Raw genomic sequence first — 17,398 nt, 5'->3', positions numbered from 1 at the left:
CCGTGCCTCCGGGCGCCCCGGGATGTCACGGTGCCGGGACGGTTTACCTTCCCAAGGTTGACATGGGGCGCCCGAGGGCCGTTCATTGCTAATGGACGGAGGAGACCGGCCCGCGGGCACCGCGCGCGGGCGGGGGCGTGTTGCCCCACCTTATTGACGTTCCACCCGATAAGGTAAGTCCGCCAGTTCTCAGGGACCACGACGACGAGCAGGATCACGGCGTATCGACCGCCTGGTGGGGTGTGAGCATGGAGGGTCGTGCGGCCCGCGGCGCCGGGGGGCGGCCCGGCAACGGCCCGCTGGTCGGCCGGCGCGACGCGCTGCGCGAGATCGACCGCGTGCTGGACGCGGCCGAGGGCGGCTACGGTTTCCTGGCGATGGTCGGCGAGCCCGGCGCGGGCAAGTCGCGGCTGCTGAACGAGCTGGCGGACGCCGCGGGCGCGCGCAAGCTGCCGTACGTGGCGGGCCGGGCGGCCGAGTTCGAGCAGGAGATGCCGTTCGGCGCCGTCGTCGACGCCCTCGACGACCACCTCGAAGACCAGACCCTGCACCTGTCGCAGGGCGCGCTGCGGCTGCTGGGGACGGTGTTCCCCGCGCTCGCCGACATCACCGGCGAGCCGCCCGCCGCCTCCCCGGAGTCCCGGACGGCGCGCTACCAGCTGCACCGGACCGTCCGGCACCTGCTGGAGGACCTGGCCGAGCCGTCCGGGCTGGTGCTGATCCTGGACGACCTGCACTGGGCCGACGACGCGACCATCGAACTGCTGGACCATCTCGTCCGGCACCCGCCGCGCGGCCGGGTGCTGGTCGCGGTCGCCTACCGGCCCGCCCAGGCGTCGCCGCGGCTGGCGGCGCTGGTGGACGCGGCCGGCCCGCAGGGCGTGCGGGTCGCCGTCGACCCGCTCAGCGAGAGCGAGGTCAGGGAGTTCCTCGGCCCGGACGTCAGCCACACCCGGTGCAGGGCCCTGTTCAAGGCCAGCGGCGGCAACCCCTTCTACCTTGAGGCGCTGTCGAAGATGCCGGACGGGGCCGCCCCGGCGGGCGGCGACGGCATCGACCGGCAGAGCTGGCAGAAGGGCGTGGCGAGCCTCACCGAGGTGCCGCCGCCGGTGCGGGCGGCGCTGCAGGTGGAGCTGAGCGCGCTGCCGCCCGAGGCGCTGCGGATGGCGCGCGGCGCCGCCGTCGCCGCGGACGTGTTCGAGCCCGCGCTCGCCGCCGTCGCCGCGGAGATGGAGCAGAACGCCGCGCTCACCGCCCTGGACGTGCTGACCGGCCACGACGTGGTGCGGCCCGCGCCGGGCGGCCGGTTCCGGTTCCGGCACCCCCTCGTGCGGCACGTCGCCTACGCCTCCACTGCGGCCGGCTGGCGGATCGCCGCGCACTCCCGTGTCTCCTCGCGGCTGGCCGAGCTGGGCGCCCCGGCGGCCGTCCGCGCCCACCACGTGGTGCGGTCGGCGCGGTTCGGCGACGCCGAGGCGATCCGGACGCTGGTGGAGGCCGCCCGCGTCGTGGCGCAGCAGGCGCCCGGCACCGCCGCGTACTGGCTGCAGGCCGCCCTCGACCTGATGCCCGACGGCGCCGACGCCGCCTACCCGGACCGCCTCGCGCTGCTGGTCGAGCTGGCCCAGGCGCAGGCGGTCAGCGGCCACGCCGAGGAGGGCCGCGACAGCGCCCGCACCCTGCTCGGCCTGCTGCCGCCCGACGACACCGTCCGCCGCGCCCGCACCGTGCACATGTGCGCGGTGATGGAGCGCCAGCTCGGCCGGATCCACGAGGCTCGCGCCCTGGTGCTGGACGAGCTGCGCCGCATCACCGACCGGCAGACGCCCGAGGCGGTGCTGCTGCGGATCCGGCTCGTCGCCGACCGCATCCAGAAGATCGACACCCGCGGGTCGCAGGCCGTCCTGGACAGCATTCCCGAACGGGACCCCGGCTGGGGCCCCGGGCTGACCGCGGCGGTGGCGTCGATGCGCCCGATCGTGTCGTACGGGCGGGGCCAGATCGACGAGGCGATCGCCTACGCGCGGACCGCCGACCAGCTGTTCTCGGCCGCGTCCGACAACGACTTCGCCGACTGCCTGGACTGCTTCGCCTGGCTGGTGTTCGCCGAGTCGTTCCTCGGCATGTACGACGAGGCGCTGCGGCACGTCGAGCGGCTGGTGTCGATCACCCGGACGACGGGCCAGACGTTCATCCTCGGCTACATGCTGGCCGGGCAGTCGCGCGTCCTCACCCAGCTCGGGCGGCTGGAGGAGGCCTCCGCCGTCGCCGACGAGGCCACCGCCGTCGGCCGCGACCTGCGGTCCAAGGAGGTGCTGGCCTACGGGCTGATGCAGCAGTGCCTCACGGCGAGCTGGATCGGCGACCACGAGCGGGCGGTCCGCGCCGGGGACGAGGCCGTCGCCAACGACACCGGCTCGGGCGAGTGGTGGACCCACATGGCGCACGTCGCGCGCGCCATCGCGGTGATCAACGAGGGGCGGCTGGAGGAGGGCGCGACCGCGCTGATCGCCGCGTGCGGCGACGGCACCCAGGGCCTGGACTTCAGCACGCTGGTGATCTGCGCCGAGGCGCTGGCCGCGGTCCGCGCCGCGCAGGAGGACCACGCCGACGCCGCCGCGTGGGCCGGCATCGCCGACGCGATCGCCAATCCGGCGCTGACCGGCGACGTCGGGCTGGCGAAGCTGACCCGTGCGCACGCCGTCCGGGCGAGCGACCCGGCCGCGTCGGCCGCGCTGGCCGCGGAGGCCGCCGGCCTGCTCGCCAAGGCGGGCCGCCGGCCCGAGGCCGGCCGCGCCGAGCTGGCCGCCGGCGTCGCGCACGCCGCCGCCGGCGAGCGCACCGCGGCCCGCGAGCGGCTGCGCGCGGCGGCGGAGACCTTCGAGGCGTGCGGGATGCGCGGGCTGCTGGCCCAGACCGTCCGCGAGCAGCGCCGCCTCGGCGTCCGGGTGCCGACCACGCCCGCGCCCCAGGGCCGGCCCAAGGGCGCCAAGAAGGACCTGCCGTTCGGGCTCTCGCCGCGCGAGCACGAGATCGCGCTGCTGGTCGCCGAGGGCAAGAGCAACCAGCAGATCGCCGAGCAGCTGTTCCTCAGCGTCCGGACGGTCGAGACCCATCTCTCCCGCGTGTTCGCCAAGATCGGCGTCTCCTCGCGCGTCGGTGTCGCGACCGCTATGAACCGTTCCGCCTAGATCCGACTCTTACATCACGTACGTCCCGTACGCGCGCCAGACCCCGCAGCGCACGTAAGTACGGGTTCTCCACGATGCCGCGCCGATATTCGGGTTTGGCAAGGTTAGGGCGTCGGAAACGCCGGAGGGGATCACCATGGACCAGGAGCGGATCGCGCGCTTCACGCACGCGGGCGTCGCCGATGCCGACGTGTCCGTGCACCCCTTCGCGACCGGGGACGGCCTCGGCCTGACCCTGACCCGGTTCCGCCGCGCGCAGAGCGACGACGTGGTCCTGCTGGTGCACGGCCTGACGACGTCCAGCGACATGTACATCATGCCGGAGCACGCCAACCTGGTGAACTACCTGCACGACGCCGGGTTCGGCGACGTGTGGGCGCTGGACTTCCGGATGAGCGGCCGGTTCCCCTACAACGCCGAGACCCAGCGCTACAACCTCGACGACATCGCGCTCTTCGACCACCCGGCGGCGATGGCCGAGCTGCGCCGCCACATCGGGGGCCGGCGCGTGCACGTGATCTCCCACTGCCTGGGCGCCGTGTCGTTCTCCATGGCCCTGTTCGCCGGGACCGTCACCGGCGTCACCAGCCTCGTCTGCAACAGCGTCTCGCTGACGCCGCGGACGCCGCTCTGGTCGAGGGTCAAGCTCGCATACGGGCCGGCGCTGATGGAGTACGTCGTCGGACCGTGCCATCTCGACCCGCGCTACGGGGCCGCCCCCGTGCTGACCCGCGGCTGGACGCTCGCCAAGGCGGTCGGGCCGTTCCACCGCGACTGCGCCGAGCCGGCCTGCCACATGCTCAGCTTCATGTGGGGCGGCGGCAAGCCGATCTTCACGCACGAGAAGATGTCGCCGGTCACGCACGGGCGCCTGCCCGACCTGTTCGGGGCGTGCAACGTCCACTACTACCGGCACATCCACGCGATGGTGAAGGCCGGCCGCGCGGTGAAGTACGCCCCCCGCTCCGCCCGGCACGCGAGCCTGCCGGACGACTACCTGGCCGGCGCCGCCGAGGTCACCACGCCGATCCTGTTCCTCACCGGAGACCGCAACAACGTGTTCACCGACTCGAACATCGTCTGCCACCGCGCCCTTGAGAAGATCGCGCCGGGCCGGCACGAGCTGGCGATCCTGCCGGGCTACGGCCACCAGGACGTCTTCATGGGCAAGAGCATCGACATCGAGGTGCTGCCGCAGGTGCTCGACTTCCTCAAGCGGAAGGCGGGCTGACGCATGGAGCACGTGGACGCCGTCGTGATCGGGTCCGGCTTCGGCGGCTCCGTCGCCGCCTACCGGCTGGCCGAGGCGGGCCGGCGGGTGGTGCTGATGGAGCGCGGCCAGCCGTACCCGCCGGGCGCCTTCCCGCGCTCCCCCGCGGAGATGGGACGGGCGTTCTGGGACCCGGACGCCGGGCTGTACGGCATGTTCGACGTCTGGAGCTTCAAGGGCTGCGACTCCGTCGTCTCGTCGGGGCTGGGCGGCGGCTCCCTGATCTACGCGAACGTGCTGCTGCGCAAGGACGAGCGCTGGTTCGTCCACGACCAGCCGCTGCCCGGCGGCGGGTACGAGTCGTGGCCGATCTCCCGCGCCGACCTCGACCCGCACTACGACGCGGTCGAGAAGATGATGGGCGCGAGGCCCTACCCGCTGGAGCAGGTCCCGTTCGACGACACCCCGAAGACGCACGCGATGCAGGACGCGGCGGCCGAGCTCGGCCTGCAGTGCACGCTGCCGCCGCTCGCGGTCAGCTTCGCCTCGCGGCCCGGCGGCACGCCCGGCCTGAGCCTGCCGATCGTGGACGCCGGGTACGGCAACGTCCACGGCGTCCCCCGGCGGACGTGCCGGCTGTGCGGCGAGTGCGACATCGGCTGCAACGAGGGCGCCAAGAACAGCCTCGACCACACCTACCTGTCGGCCGCGGCGCACCACGGCGCCGACATCCGCACGTCCCACGAGGTCAAGGCGATCCGGCCGCGGCCGGGCGGCGGGTACGAGGTCGACTACGTCCACCACGTCGACCTGACCGCGAAGAAGCAACGCCTGCCGATCCGGACGATCTCCTGCGACCGGCTGGTCCTGGGCGCCGGCACCTACGGCACGACGTTCCTGCTGCTGAAGTCGCGGGAGGCGTTCCCCGGGCTGAGCGACGCGCTCGGCACCCGCTTCAGCGGCAACGGCGACCTGCTGACGTTCCTGATGCGGGCCAAGGACCGCAACCGGGTCCGGCCGCTGAACGCCAGCCGCGGCCCGGTGATCACCACGGCGATCCGGCTGCCGGACGAGCTGGACGGCGTGCCCGGCGCGGGCCGCGGCGCCTACATCGAGGACGGCGGCTACCCGGGGTTCACCGACTGGATCGTCGACGGCTTCGACGTCGGCAACGACTTCGAGCGCGCGGTGAAGTTCCTGTGGAACCGGTTCACCGACTTCTTCCGGGACGCGCCGGACACCAACCTGTCCAAGGAGATCTCCGACCTGATCGGCGACGGGGCGCTGACCGTCAGCTCGCTGCCGCTGCTCGGGATGGGCCGCGACACCGCCGACGGGCGGCTGCGGCTGAAGGACGGCCGGCTCGCCGCCGACTGGACGTCGGAGACCAGCGAGGAGCTGTTCACCCGGGTCCGCAGGACGATGCAGGGGATCGCGGACGTGCTCGGCGCCCACTACGCCGACAACCCGATGTGGTTCCGCAAGCGGATCATCACCGTCCATCCGCTGGGCGGCGCCCCCATGGGCGCCCACCGGGACGAGGGCGTCTGCGACGCCTTCGGTGAGGTGTTCGGGTTCCCGGGCCTGTACATCGCCGACGGGGCGGCGATGCCGGGTCCGGTGGGCCCGAACCCCTCGCTCACCATCGCCGCGCACGCCGACCGGCTGGCGACGCGGCTGCTGGAGAACTCGTCCGCACGACGGGGTGCGGGCGGTTCCAGCACCACCGTCCCGTCCACCACGGGGGCCGAGCCGGTCGGGGGACCCGGCTCGCCGGGCGGGGGGGAGAACGGCTCGGCGTACGAGTCGGTTTCCGGGGGGCGCGGGGGGGCGTCCCCCCACACGGCGTACGGTCCGGCATCGGGGAGTCACGATGGGGCACGGGGACCGTCCCATGTGGCTGCCGGCCGTACGTCGCTGTCGTTCACCGAGGAGATGAAGGGCTTCGTCACCTACGGCGAGAGCGATCCGCGGATCGGCGAGCTGGCCGAGGGGCGCCGGCCCCTGTCGTTCCGGCTGACGATCACCGCGGCGGACACCGACCGGTTCCTGGCCGAGCCCGGGCACGAGGCGAAGGCCGAGGGCTGGGTGGACGCGGCCGGCGACGGCGGCCGCCGCCCGGTCGAGAAGGGCACGTTCAACCTGTTCGTCGCCGACGGCGAGGACGACCGGCGGCTGATGAAGTACCGGCTGTTCTACACCGACGGGGAGGACCGGCCGCGCACGCTGAGCGGGCACAAGAACGTCCTGCACGGGCCGCCGACGCGGATCTGGCCGGACACCAGCACGCTCTACGTGCGCCTGCTGGAGGGGCATGTGGGCGAGGACGAGGAGGAGGCCGCCGAGATCGTCGCGGCGGGCGTCCTGCACATCCAGCTGACGGACTTCGCGCGGCAGCTCACGACGTTCCGCACGTCGGGCCCGGACGGGGCGGGCAAGCTGCTCGACTTCGGCAGGTTCTTCGCCGGGGAACTGTGGGAGGTCTACGGCCCGGACCCCGCCTGAGAGGGGCCGAGGGGGGCCAAGGTCGTGCAGGCCGAGGGAACTGCGGGGTGCTCTCGGCCTGCACCTTTTCGCCGGAGGTCGCGCGGGGGGTCGCGCGGCCTCCGGCCCCTGTCCGGGTCAGATGTCGCCCGCCCGGCGGGCGGGGCAGTCGGCGGGGCAGTCCTCGACGTGCGCGGGCAGCCACTTGACGAACGTCTTCAGCATCAGCCGCAGCCCGAACCCGACCAGCGCGCCGGTTCCGGGGATCAGCGGCTCGAACGTCGCCTCCCACCGGATGAGGGTGCCCTGCCCGCCATTCTCGAGGTGCCCGCCGTTCTCCAGGTGGACGTCGGAGCGGTAGCGGCGGACGGGGAGCCCTCTCAGCGCGATGTAGCCGAAGTGCGTATAGGGCTCGTAGGCGACGGTCTGCTCGCTGGCCGGCCAGATCTTCTTGACCGTCCCGACGCCGTAGGTGGTCGTGTCGCCCTTGCGCGCCTGCCTGGCCGGGGTGGGGAACCTGCCCCAGCGGCCCCACGCCTCGGGGACGGCGAGGTGCCGGAACAGATCCTCGGGCGCGGCGGTGGTGGTGGCGGTGGCCTGGATCATCGCCACACGCTACACCGCCGTTGGCGGGGTGTCAGGAGGAGTGGGCGCGGGCGCGGAACGCGGCGGCCTTGACGCGGTTCTGGCAGGCGGTCCCGCAGAACCGGCGGGTGCCGTTGCGGGAGGTGTCGACGTAGACGCGGTCGCAGTGCGGCGCGGTGCAGACGCCGAGGCGGTCGTGCATCTCGCCGCCGAGGACGACCGCGAGACCGGTCGCGCAGGTGGCGCCCCAGTCGGTGGTGATGGTGCCGCCCTCGCCGTGGAAGTGCAGGTGCCACGGCTCGCCGTCGTGGCGTGCCAGCCGGGGCCTGGCCCGGGTCCGCGCCAGCAGCCGGTTCAGCTGCCCTGCGGCGGCGTTCACGTCGCCGGCGGCGACGGCCTCGAACACCACGCGCAGCTCGCGGGCGACGGCGGCCAACTCGGCGGCCTCGTCCGCGGTCAGGGCGGTGCGCCTGCTGATGCCCTGGAGGGCCTCCATGCCCACGGCGGCCAGGCCCTCCCCGGTGGGCGGCGTGTAGGGCCGCCCGCGCCGCTCCCCCTCGGTCAGCCCGTTGACGAGCTTCACGGCGGACGCCACCACGCCATCGGTATGACTGTTGAAGTTCACTTGACCAGTTACGCCCTTCCGGGTTAGCTTGTCACTGGTCAAAGGCTACATGACAGTCACAGGAGGAGTCATGACGCTGCTCGGCCGGGAGGCCGCCGGTACCTGGATCGCGCGCTGGGACGCCCAGCAGGAGGGGTACGTCCCCGATCGCGAGGACCGCTTCACCGTGATGATCGACGCGGTGGAGGCGGCCGCGGAGCGTCCCGACCCGCTGGTGCTGGACCTCGGCTGCGGGCCCGGCTCGCTCGCCGGCCGCATCCTCGACCGGATCCCCGCCGCCACCGTCGTCGCCATCGACGCCGACCCCCTGCTGCTGTCGCTCGGCCGGGCCGTGCACGCCGGCCGCGACGGCATCGCCTTCACCACGCTCGACCTGCGCGAGCCCGGCTGGGCCGCCCGGCTGCGGCTGCCCCGGCAGGCCGACGCCGCCGTGAGCACCACCGCGCTGCACTGGATCTCCCCCGCCGACCTGCGCGTGGTCTACGCCGAGCTGGCGACCGTACTGCGCCCCGGCGGGCTGTTCCTCAACGGCGACGACCTGCACGCCGACGACGCAACGCCCGGCCTGGACCGGCTGGAGGGCGCAGTGCGGGAACGGGCGGCGGCCCGGCGGCATGCGGCCGTCCCGCGCCCGGAGACCTGGGCGCAGTGGTGGGAGGCGATCGGCGCCGACCCCGCCTTCGCCGGCCTGCGCGCGCAGAGCGCCGACGACGTCACCGGGCACCACGGCGCGCCGGCCCGCCTGCTGTCCGCGCACACCGAGGCGCTGCGCACGGCCGGCTTCACCGAGATCGGCACGCTGTGGCAGCACGGCCACAACCGGCTGCTCGCCGCCCTTCTGCCCGTCTGACCCGCCACGCGGCGGGCCCTCCGGCGATCACCGGCCCCGGCCGCGGACGTGCTCGCCCTCCCGACGCCTCTCACCTCGCGGCGAGGGCGGGGAAGTCCAGGACGCGGGCTCGCGGGACGAGCCCGGGATCCTGGCCGCCCCGCGCGGACGGCGCGCCGGAGCGGGCCGCGCGGCCGGTGAGGATGTGGCCGCGGAACGCCGCGCCCTTCGCGACGACCTTGACGGCGTGGAAGTCTCCCGGCGGCAGGGCGCAGAACCCGGTCCGCACGACGTCGTCGAACAGCGAGTCCGACACGACGTAGGCCAGGTCGCGGTCCTCGTCGTCGATCAGCAGGCGGCGCAGCGGCGTCGCGTCCAGCAGCCGCTGGACGACGATCGGCGCGTCGCCGGCCGGGCCGAACGGCCCCGCGGTGAGCGTGCCGTGGTGCAGCGCGAGCCGCACCCGCAGCCGGAACCGGCCGGCGTCCTCGTTGACCACGCGCAGCGCCTCGTCGAGGCCGATCACGAAGTCGCCGGCCACCGTCGCCGGGTCGACCCCGTCCGGCAGTGTGGCGAGCTCCCCGTCCCCGCCGACCTGCTTGTCCCAGCCGGCCCGGTCGAGGCCGACGCCCCGGGCCGCGCGGTCGAGCGCGTCCGAGAGCAGCCGCTGCGCGCGCAGCTGCTCGCGGGTGTCGCGCCGGCTGTACCCCTGGATGTCCACCGCCAGCAGCAGGCGGTAGCTGAGCTGTGCTTCCCCGTTTCCCTTCACTCTGCCGCCCCTCGTCATCGGTTGGGCAAATGGGCTCGGTGCCCTCATTCGCTCCACGACCGGAATGAATGTGCCCGGCGAAGACCCTGGCGCGGTCGTTCGGATCCTGCCGTCCCCCTACGAACCTGAGACGCGGCCCGGGGGGCGTCCGCCCCGGGGGTAAGGAAAAGGTCGCGAACAAGTAAGGGAGCAACTGGAAAATTCGCCTCGAAACGGTCTCCAGTTGAACCGGCGGGCCCAGGGGTCCCGTACTGCCTCCCAACGTGACACCCACGGTCACCGCGTCGACCCGCCCCTCGCACCCGCCCGGAGACCCCCGATGGCCCACAGATCACCGGCCGCCGCGTCGGCCACCCGCGAACGCCCTCCCGGACCGTGGAGCTGGTTCCGCGGCCCGCAGCCCGCCGGAGGCGTCGACGACCAGGTGATCGTGACCGAGCTGTACCGCGTGTACGGCCGTCCGCTGCTGTCGTTCGTCCTCCGCCTCACCGGCGGCGACCGGCACTGGGCCGAGGACGTCGTGCAGGAGACGATGATCCGCGCGTGGCGCAGCGCGCACCAGCTCGACGAGAACGCGACCTCCCTGCTGCCGTGGCTGGCGACGGTCGCCCGCCGGATCGTCATCGACGACCAGCGCCGCAAGAACGCACGGCCGCAGGAGGCGGGCGAGGGCCCGCTGGAGAACATGCGCGTGCCCGACGGGTTGGAGGATCTGCTGCGCTCCGTCGTCGTGTCCGAAGCACTCCTCGCGCTGTCCCCCGCCCACCGCGAGATCCTCAACGAGACCTTCTTCCGGGACCGGTCGGTCAACGAGGCCGCCAAGCAGCTCGGCATCCCCGTGGGCACCGTGAAGTCCCGGGTCTACTACGCGCTCAGGGCGCTCCGCGTCGCCCTGGAGGAGAGGGGCGTGACGCCATGAGAGCGCCGGACATGCCGCACGTCGACGTCGGCGCCTACGCCCTCGGCCTGCTGGAGGAGCCCGACCGCCGCGCCTTCGAGGCCCACCTGTCGACCTGCTACTCCTGCCACGAGGAGCTGGGTGCGCTCCGCGGGCTGGCGGAGACGCTCGACGGCATCGGCCCGATCGAGGACCCGGTGGAGGCGATGCCCGCGCCGCCGGAGCCCGCGGTGGTCACCGACATGATGCGGCACCGGATCCGCCGCCGGCGGCGCCACCGCGCGGCCCGGTCGCTGGCCGCGGCGGCGGCCGGGGTCGTGCTGCTCGGCGGCGCGGCCGGCACCGGGTTCACCCTCGGCGCGGACCGCGAGCGGGCCCCGGCCGGTCAGGACGGCGACACGGCCGCGCTGATGCGCGAGGGCCGGCTGATGTCGGCCTCCGACGAGGGCACCGGCGTCACCGGCACGGTCGCGATGCAGCAGAAGGCCTGGGGCAGCCGCGTCGGGCTGCAGCTCAGCAAGGTGGACGGGCCGCTGCGCTGCGAGCTGGTCGCGGTGGACAAGAACGGCAAGGCCCACACCGTCGTCGGCTGGGCCGTCCCGGCCAAGGGGTACGGGCTGCCGGGCTCGGCGCAGCCGCGGCTCGCGGTGCAGGGCGGCACGGCGCTGCGGCCGCAGGAGATCAGCCGGTTCGAGGTCCGGACGATCGGCGAGGGCCGCACGCTGCTGACCGTCCCCGCCTAGGCCCGGGCCTTCTGGATCCGGCCTTCGCAGGACCCGCGGCGCGTCCACGCCGGCCCGGCCGCACCGGCCGCGCGGACGCGCCGCTCCGTCACGTCTCATGGGCCGGGTCTCGTAGGCTGGTCCGGTGAGTGCGATCCGGCCGTCCGCGGGCCCCGAGCTGATGCTGCCGGGGCTCCGCGAGGTGTACGCGGCCTACGTCCGTGAGGCGGACGCCCTGCCCGCGCTGCCGGGCCCGCTGCAGGCGGAGGTGTGGGCGTCCGCGCGGCTCGGCGATCTCGAGGCGGCGGCCCCGCACGTCCAGGGGCGGCGTGCCGCGCTCGGCGACCTGATCGGCTGTCTGCGGGCGGCGGCGACGCCGGGCGCCCGGACGTTCCTGCGGGCGCTCGCCGCGATCGGCCCGGCGGAGGGCCGCCGGGCGGCGGGGCGCGCGGCGGACGGACTCCGCGACGTCCCGGCCGCGCCCTGGGAGGGCTCGCTCGGGCGGGCCGTCCCCGGTCAGGCGTGGCTGATCCAGGAAGGACCGCTGGACGGCGACCGCCTGGTCTGCGAGTTCCGCTACGAGGGCGCCGGAACCGCCGGGATGCACGCTCTGGCAGTCCGGCTGTCGTATGGCGACGTCCCGGCGGAGGTCGTGATCGTGGGGGACGTCCCGGCGCTGATGTCGGCCGCACGGCAGGCGATGCAGGCCGAGCTGTGCGTCGTCCAGCCTCACGAGGCCGCGGCCGTGGGGGCGAGGCTCCGCGCCGCTCTCGCGGGCGCGGAGCCTCTGCCCGAGGCGTGCTACCCGGCGCTCGCGCTGGCGCGGCACCGGGCGTCCCTGCTGCCCTAGCGGCCGAGGGCGCGGTAGCGGCGTACCGACAGCGGGACGAACACCGCCGCGATCACCAGCGGCCACGCCACCGCGAGCGGCAGGCTGCGCTGCGCCGCCCACGACCCGCCGGTGACAGGGTCGCCGAACAGGTCGCGGCACGCCGTCACGGTCGCCGACATGGGGTTCCAGTCGGCGATCGCGCCGAGCCAGCCCGGCATCGTGCTCGGCGCGACCAGGGCGCTGGACAGGAACCCGATCGGCCACACCAGGATCTGGATCGCCGCCACCGACTCCGGCCCCTTGGCGACCAGGCCGAGGTAGACGCCGAGCCAGATCAGCGCGAACCGCAGGAGCAGCAGCAGCCCGAGCCCCGCGAGGGCCCGCACCGGGCCGTCGTGGACGCGCCAGCCGATGAGCACGCCGCACGCCGCCATGACGGCCAGGGCGGCGACCGAGTGCAGCATGTCGGCGGTGGCGCGGCCCACCACGACGGCGGACGGCGACATCGGCATCGACCGGAACCGGTCCGTCACGCCCTTGGCGGCGTCGCTCGCGACCGCGGTGAACGTGGTCTCGACGCCGAACGCCATCGTGAGGGCGAACATGCCGGGGACGATGAACGCGCGGTAGTTCCCGCCGCCGGGCACGTCCATCTGGCCGCCGAACAGGTAGCCCATCATCAGCACGACCATCACCGGGAACAGCAGCCCGACCGCGACCTCGCCGGGCCTGCGGGCCCAGTGGGCGAGGGCCCGCCCGGTCAGGGTCCGCCCGTCGGCGACGGCCCAGCGCAGTGCCTCGACACTCATGAGGGCACCTCCTCTTTCTCCGTGAGGTGCAGGAACACCTCGTCCAGGGTGGGGCGGCGCAGGCCGATGTCGGCGACGGCGACGCCCGCCTCGTCCAGGGCCCGGACGGCCTCGGTCAGCGCGGCGGCCCGGCCGGACACCGGCGCCCCGACGCGCAGGGTCTCGGCGTCGACGTCCACCTCGCCGGCCGCGACCTTCCCGACGATCCCGGCGGCGGCGGTGAGCGACCCGGGGTCGTCCAGGACGACCTCGATGCGGTCGCCGCCGAGGCGGGCCTTCAGCGCGTCGGGGGTGCCCTCGGCGATGACGCGGCCGCGGTCGATCACCGAGATGCCGGAGGCGAGCCGGTCGGCCTCCTCCAGGTACTGGGTGGTGAGCAGGACGGTCGTGCCGCCGCCGACCAGGGCGCGGATCGCGTCCCACACCTCGCCCCGGCTGCGCGGGTCGAGTCCGGTGGTCGGCTCGTCCAGGAACAGCACCGGCGGCGCGAGAATCATGGACGCGGCCAGGTCGAGGCGCCGCCGCATGCCCCCGGAGTACTCCCCGGCGGGCTTGGCTGCCGCGTCGGCCAGCCGGAACCGCTCCAGCAGCTCGTCGGCGCGCCGCCGCGCCTCCTTCGCGCCGAGGTGGTGGAGGCGGCCGAACATGACGAGGTTCTGCCGGCCGCCGAGGATCTCGTCGACCGCCGCGTGCTGCCCGACGAGCCCGATCCGGCGCCGCACCTCGTCCGGCTCGCGGACCACGTCGTGCCCGGCGACGCGGGCGGTACCGCCGTCCGGCCGGGTGAGCGTGGTCAGGATCCGGACGGCGGTGGTCTTGCCCGCGCCGTTCGGGCCGAGCAGCCCGTGCACGGTGCCGGCGGGGACGCGCAGGTCGAGCCCCGCCAGGGCCTCGGTGCCGCCGTAGCGCTTGCGCAGCCCCTCGGCGGAGACCGCGATCCGTGGTTCCGTCACCCCGTCCTCCAAACTATGTACGCAGTACGGAATTACTATCGCGGCCAATATAGCGTACGGAGTACAGAGTTTCATCCCTGAGAGGATCCCGGCGTGACCGAGTACAGCGGGGGCGGGGACCCGAAACGCAGCCTGGAGCTCCTGTGGGGCGTGCGGGCTCGCCCCAGACGGGGGCCCAAGCCGCGGCTGACCCCGGAGGACATCGTCCGGACGGCGATCGGGCTGGCCGACGCCGAGGGCCTGGAGGCGCTGTCCATGCGGCGCATCGCCGACGAGCTCGGCGTCTCCCCCATGTCGATCTACACCTACGTCCCGGGCAAGGCCGAGCTGATCGACGCCATGGTCGACCGCGCGTTCGGCGAGCTGACACCCCCGGAGCAGGACACGTGGCGGGCCCGGCTGGAGCACGTCGCCCACGACGGCTGGGCGCTGTACCACCGCCACCCGTGGCTGCTGCAGGTGACGCTCGCGCGCCCGCCGATGGGCCCGCACACGCTCGCCAAGTACGAGTTCGAGCTGCGCGCCGTGGAGGGACTCGGCCTCACCGACGTGGAGATGGACTCGGTCGTCGCGCTCGTCACCGGCTTCGCCGAGAGCGCCGCCCGCGTCTCGGTCAACGCCGCCGAGGCCGAGCGCCGCAGCGGCATCAGCGACCTGCAGTGGTGGGAGGCCACCGCGCCGCTGCTCGCCGAGCTCGTCGACGAGGCCGACTACCCGATCGGCACCCGCGTCGGCACCGCGGCCGGGCAGGAGTACAACGCCCCCGCCGCGCCCCGGCGCGCCTTCGAGTTCGGCCTCGCCCGCGTCCTGGACGGCATCGAGGTCCTGATCAGCTCCCGCTAGCCCGCTTGGTCCGCTTCGTCGGGACGGCCCCCGCCGGGTCCTCCGGCCACGGGTGCTTCGGGTAGCGCCCGCGCAGCTCCGCCCGGACCGCCTTGTAGCCCTCGCGCCAGAACGAGGCCAGGTCGGCGGTGACCGCGGCCGGGCGCCCCGCCGGGGACAGCAGGTGCACCACCAGCGGCACCCGCCCGCCCGCGAGCCGCGGCACCGCGTCCCAGCCGAACAGCTCCTGCAGCTTCACGGCCAGGACGGGCCGCTCGCCCGAGTAGCCGACGCGGATCCGCGACCCGGACGGCACCTCGATCCGCTCGGGCGCGTACTCGTCCAGCCGCGCGGCCTGCTCCCAGGGCAGGAGCCCCCGCAGCATGGCGGCGACGTCGACCCGCGCCAGGTCGGCGCGGCGCCGCGCTCCCGCCAGCCACTCCGGAGCCCGCTCCAGCAGGGCCGCGTCGTCGACCGCGGGCCAGGGCTCCCCCAGGGCACCGTGCAGGAACGCGAGCCGCTCGCGGAGCGCGACGGCCGCCGGGGTCCAGGTGAGCAGTCCCAGCCCCTCGGCGCGGACCCCGTCCAGCAGCGCGGCCCGCACCGCGGCCGGGTCGGGCTCCGGCAGCGGCCGGACGTCCAGCTCGATCGCGCCGAGCCGCTCGACGCGGCGCGCGGCCACGTCCCCGTCCCGCCACGCGACCTCCTCGTCCGCGCCGAGCAGCGGCGCCGCGGCGAACCGCGCCACGTCCTCGCCGATCACGACGGCCTGCCGCACCCGCGCCGACGCCGACCCGGCCGGGCGGTCCGCCGCCGCCACCGCGAGCCACTCCGGCCGCGCCCCGGCCAGCGCCGACCCGTCCGCGAGGACGGCCCCGGTCCCGGACGCCATCAGATACCCGCCGCCCCGCCTGCGCGCCACCCGCTCCGGGAACGCCAGCGCCACCACGACTCCGGCCACCCGGTCGTCCTCGGCCTCCCCTCCCGGCCGGACCTCCGGAGCCGAGGAGGCGAGCGCCTTCTCCAGGCGGGCGGTCTCGTCCCGCCAGCGGGCGGCGTGGGCGTCGGCGGGACGGCCGCGGCGGCGCAGGGCGCGCCAGGCGGCGGTCAGGTCGTCGCCGGCGGCGCGGGGCGGGGGCTCGGAGAGCAGCGCGACGACCTCGGCCGCGGCACGGGCGCCGACCTCGCCGGCACCGTCGACCAGGGCGCGGGCGAGGCGCGGATGCAACCCGACACGGGCCAGCCTGCGGCCCCGGCCGGTGACGCGCCCGTCCTCCACGGCGTTGCGGGGGGCGTGGGGGGTCGTCCCCCCTCGGGAAGACACGGCGCCGAGGGCGCGCAGGGTGGCGCGGGCGGCGTCCATGGCGGCGGGCGGGGGCGGGTCGGGCAGGGCGAGGCCGCTCGCGTCGGGGTCGCCCCAGCAGGCCGCCTGGAGCGCGAACCCGGCGAGGTCGGCGAGCTCGATCTCGGGGCGGGGCCGGGCCGGGAGGCGGTCGTGCTCGGCCGCCGTCCAGCACCGGTACACCGTGCCGGGGGCCTCCCGCCCGGCGCGGCCGGCGCGCTGCGCGGCGGTGGCGCGGGACGCGCGGACGGTGGTGAGGGAGCCGAGGCCGCGGGCGTGGTCGGTGCGGGGCTCGCGGGCGAGGCCGGAGTCCACGACGGTCCGGACGCCGGGCACGGTGAGGCTCGACTCGGCGACCGAGGTGGCCAGCACGATCCGGCGGCGGGAGGAGGGCGCGAGCACCTCGTCCTGCGCGGACCGGGGCGCCTGCCCGTGGATCTGCAGGACGTCGGCCCCGGCGCCGGCGAGCATCCCGGCGACGCGGGCGATCTCCCCGACGCCGGGCAGGAAGCACAGGACGTCGCCGTCGCGCTCGTCCGCGGCCCGCCGGACGGTCGCGGCGACGTGCGCGAGGAAGGCCGGGTCGACGCGCATGCCGTGGGGCGGCGCGACGGGGCGCGGCGGCGGCGCCCAGATCGTCTCGACCGGGTGCAGCGCCGCCTCGGTCTCCACGACGGGCGCGCCGCCGAGGAGCCGCGCCCACGGCCCGGTGTCGGCGGTGGCGGACGCGGCGACCAGCCGCAGGTCGGGGCGGACCGTGGCGCGCACGTCCAGCAGGAACGCCAGCGCGGTGTCGGCGTCCAGATGCCGCTCGTGGCACTCGTCCAGGATCACCGTGCCGACGCCGGGGAGGTCGGGTTCGGACTGGAGCCGCTGCAGGACGACGCCCGTGGTGACGACCTCGACGCGGGAGCCGGGACGGGACTCGCCGCGCACGGTGACGCCGACCCGGCCGCCGACGCGCTCGCCGAGGAGCCAGGCCATGCGGCGGGCGGCGGCGCGGGCGGCGAGGCGCCGCGGTTCCAGCACGAGCACCTTCCCGGCGGCGGGCGGGCCGCCGAGGGCGAGCCCGGCGAGGGCGAGCGGGACCAGCGTCGTCTTGCCGGTGCCGGGAGGCGCGGCCAGCACCGCCGTGCCGCCGTCGTCCAGGGCCGCGCGCAGGGCGGGGACGGCGTGGCGGACGGGGAGGGACTCGGCGGCGCTCAGCTGCATCGTCCCAGTGTGCCGCCCCGGCGCACGGACCCTGGAACGGCCCCCGATGAATTGCGGCGAAAAAGGCCGTGTTTCTTGCGGTGATACTTGCACTGTGCCTTTCATGCACTCCGCC

The 17,398-nt window shown here is 75.1% G+C and carries 14 protein-coding genes; 8 read left to right on the top strand and 6 right to left on the bottom strand.

The features are described 5' to 3' along the window. Positions 1-248 precede the first annotated feature (248 nt). The 3 genes from BM339_RS09210 to BM339_RS09200 all read left to right on the top strand — a co-directional run bounded on the left by BM339_RS09210 (position 249) and on the right by BM339_RS09200 (position 6,906). Positions 249-3,191: a helix-turn-helix transcriptional regulator gene (locus BM339_RS09210; protein WP_075020516.1), complete on the top strand. Its 2,943-nt coding sequence runs from the start codon at positions 249-251 to the stop codon at positions 3,189-3,191. A 136-nt stretch (positions 3,192-3,327) separates the two neighbouring features. Next, positions 3,328-4,422, top strand: coding sequence for an alpha/beta hydrolase (locus BM339_RS09205; protein ID WP_021598922.1), 1,095 nt, complete (start codon positions 3,328-3,330; stop codon positions 4,420-4,422). 3 nt (positions 4,423-4,425) lie between these two features. After that, positions 4,426-6,906, top strand: coding sequence for a GMC oxidoreductase (locus BM339_RS09200; protein WP_075020515.1), 2,481 nt, complete (start codon positions 4,426-4,428; stop codon positions 6,904-6,906). A 117-nt stretch (positions 6,907-7,023) separates the two neighbouring features. Here BM339_RS09200 and BM339_RS09195 read toward each other — a convergent pair whose 3' ends face one another. After that, a complete protein-coding gene (locus BM339_RS09195; RefSeq protein WP_033332177.1) occupies positions 7,024-7,491 on the bottom strand; it encodes an SRPBCC family protein in 468 nt (155 codons plus the stop codon). 31 nt (positions 7,492-7,522) lie between these two features. Next, positions 7,523-8,065, bottom strand: a complete 543-nt coding sequence (locus BM339_RS09190) for a CGNR zinc finger domain-containing protein (protein ID WP_256255273.1) — start codon at positions 8,063-8,065, stop codon at positions 7,523-7,525. Between the two features lie 100 nt (positions 8,066-8,165). Here BM339_RS09190 and BM339_RS09185 point away from each other — a divergent pair, with 100 nt between their 5' ends. Next, positions 8,166-8,945 carry a class I SAM-dependent methyltransferase gene (locus tag BM339_RS09185; protein WP_021598918.1) on the top strand — a complete coding sequence of 260 codons (780 nt, stop codon included), beginning with the start codon at positions 8,166-8,168 and terminating at the stop codon, positions 8,943-8,945. A gap of 70 nt (positions 8,946-9,015) precedes the next feature. Here BM339_RS09185 and BM339_RS09180 read toward each other — a convergent pair whose 3' ends face one another. Continuing rightward, a complete protein-coding gene (locus tag BM339_RS09180) occupies positions 9,016-9,693 on the bottom strand; it encodes a nucleotidyl cyclase domain-containing protein (RefSeq protein WP_256255272.1) in 678 nt (225 codons plus the stop codon). Between the two features lie 319 nt (positions 9,694-10,012). Here BM339_RS09180 and BM339_RS09175 point away from each other — a divergent pair, with 319 nt between their 5' ends. From BM339_RS09175 to BM339_RS09165, 3 genes are all read left to right on the top strand, one after another. Further along, positions 10,013-10,612 (top strand): sigma-70 family RNA polymerase sigma factor, encoded by a 600-nt coding sequence (locus tag BM339_RS09175; RefSeq protein ID WP_021598916.1) that lies wholly within the window; start codon positions 10,013-10,015, stop codon positions 10,610-10,612. Then, a complete protein-coding gene (locus BM339_RS09170; protein ID WP_081842674.1) occupies positions 10,609-11,334 on the top strand; it encodes an anti-sigma factor family protein in 726 nt (241 codons plus the stop codon). The genes BM339_RS09175 and BM339_RS09170 overlap by 4 nt, the downstream gene beginning before the upstream one ends. A 124-nt stretch (positions 11,335-11,458) precedes the next feature. Further along, entirely contained in the window at positions 11,459-12,163 is a 705-nt protein-coding gene (locus BM339_RS09165) for a hypothetical protein (protein ID WP_024935552.1), read from the top strand. Here the strand turns inward: BM339_RS09165 and BM339_RS09160 are convergent. Further along, positions 12,160-12,954, bottom strand: coding sequence for an ABC transporter permease (locus BM339_RS09160; RefSeq protein ID WP_075020512.1), 795 nt, complete (start codon positions 12,952-12,954; stop codon positions 12,160-12,162). The genes BM339_RS09165 and BM339_RS09160 overlap by 4 nt on opposite strands. After that, the gene (locus BM339_RS09155) at positions 12,951-13,907 is read right to left on the bottom strand and encodes an ATP-binding cassette domain-containing protein (protein WP_075020511.1); all 957 of its coding nucleotides are present in this window, start codon (positions 13,905-13,907) and stop codon (positions 12,951-12,953) included. Before BM339_RS09155 ends, BM339_RS09160 begins: the two co-directional genes overlap by 4 nt. A gap of 93 nt (positions 13,908-14,000) precedes the next feature. On the opposite strand from BM339_RS09155, the gene BM339_RS09150 reads away from it, so the two are divergent. Beyond that, complete coding sequence (locus BM339_RS09150; RefSeq protein ID WP_075020510.1) at positions 14,001-14,750, top strand: TetR/AcrR family transcriptional regulator; 750 nt, start codon at positions 14,001-14,003, stop codon at positions 14,748-14,750. Here the strand turns inward: BM339_RS09150 and hrpB are convergent. After that, entirely contained in the window at positions 14,737-17,283 is a 2,547-nt protein-coding gene (gene hrpB, locus BM339_RS09145; protein WP_075020509.1) for an ATP-dependent helicase HrpB, read from the bottom strand. The genes BM339_RS09150 and hrpB overlap by 14 nt on opposite strands. Positions 17,284-17,398 lie beyond the last annotated feature (115 nt).

The organism is Actinomadura madurae (assembly GCF_900115095.1).
Classification (GTDB): Bacteria; Actinomycetota; Actinomycetes; order Streptosporangiales; family Streptosporangiaceae; genus Spirillospora; species Spirillospora madurae.
The sequence above is the reverse complement of the archived record's forward strand: the minus strand, read 5'-3'. Positions and strand labels throughout refer to the sequence as shown.

What these genes read in the sequence shown, in the direction of transcription:
- BM339_RS09160 (WP_075020512.1), bottom strand. Translation starts at nt 12,954, where the DNA reads ATGAGTGTCGAGGCACTGCGCTGGGCCGTCGCCGACGGGCGGACCCTG.
- BM339_RS09170 (WP_081842674.1), top strand. Translation starts at nt 10,609, where the DNA reads ATGAGAGCGCCGGACATGCCGCACGTCGACGTCGGCGCCTACGCCCTC.
- hrpB (WP_075020509.1), bottom strand. Translation starts at nt 17,283, where the DNA reads ATGCAGCTGAGCGCCGCCGAGTCCCTCCCCGTCCGCCACGCCGTCCCC.
- BM339_RS09185 (WP_021598918.1), top strand. Translation starts at nt 8,166, where the DNA reads ATGACGCTGCTCGGCCGGGAGGCCGCCGGTACCTGGATCGCGCGCTGG.
- BM339_RS09205 (WP_021598922.1), top strand. Translation starts at nt 3,328, where the DNA reads ATGGACCAGGAGCGGATCGCGCGCTTCACGCACGCGGGCGTCGCCGAT.
- BM339_RS09195 (WP_033332177.1), bottom strand. Translation starts at nt 7,491, where the DNA reads ATGATCCAGGCCACCGCCACCACCACCGCCGCGCCCGAGGATCTGTTC.
- BM339_RS09175 (WP_021598916.1), top strand. Translation starts at nt 10,013, where the DNA reads ATGGCCCACAGATCACCGGCCGCCGCGTCGGCCACCCGCGAACGCCCT.
- BM339_RS09200 (WP_075020515.1), top strand. Translation starts at nt 4,426, where the DNA reads ATGGAGCACGTGGACGCCGTCGTGATCGGGTCCGGCTTCGGCGGCTCC.
- BM339_RS09210 (WP_075020516.1), top strand. Translation starts at nt 249, where the DNA reads ATGGAGGGTCGTGCGGCCCGCGGCGCCGGGGGGCGGCCCGGCAACGGC.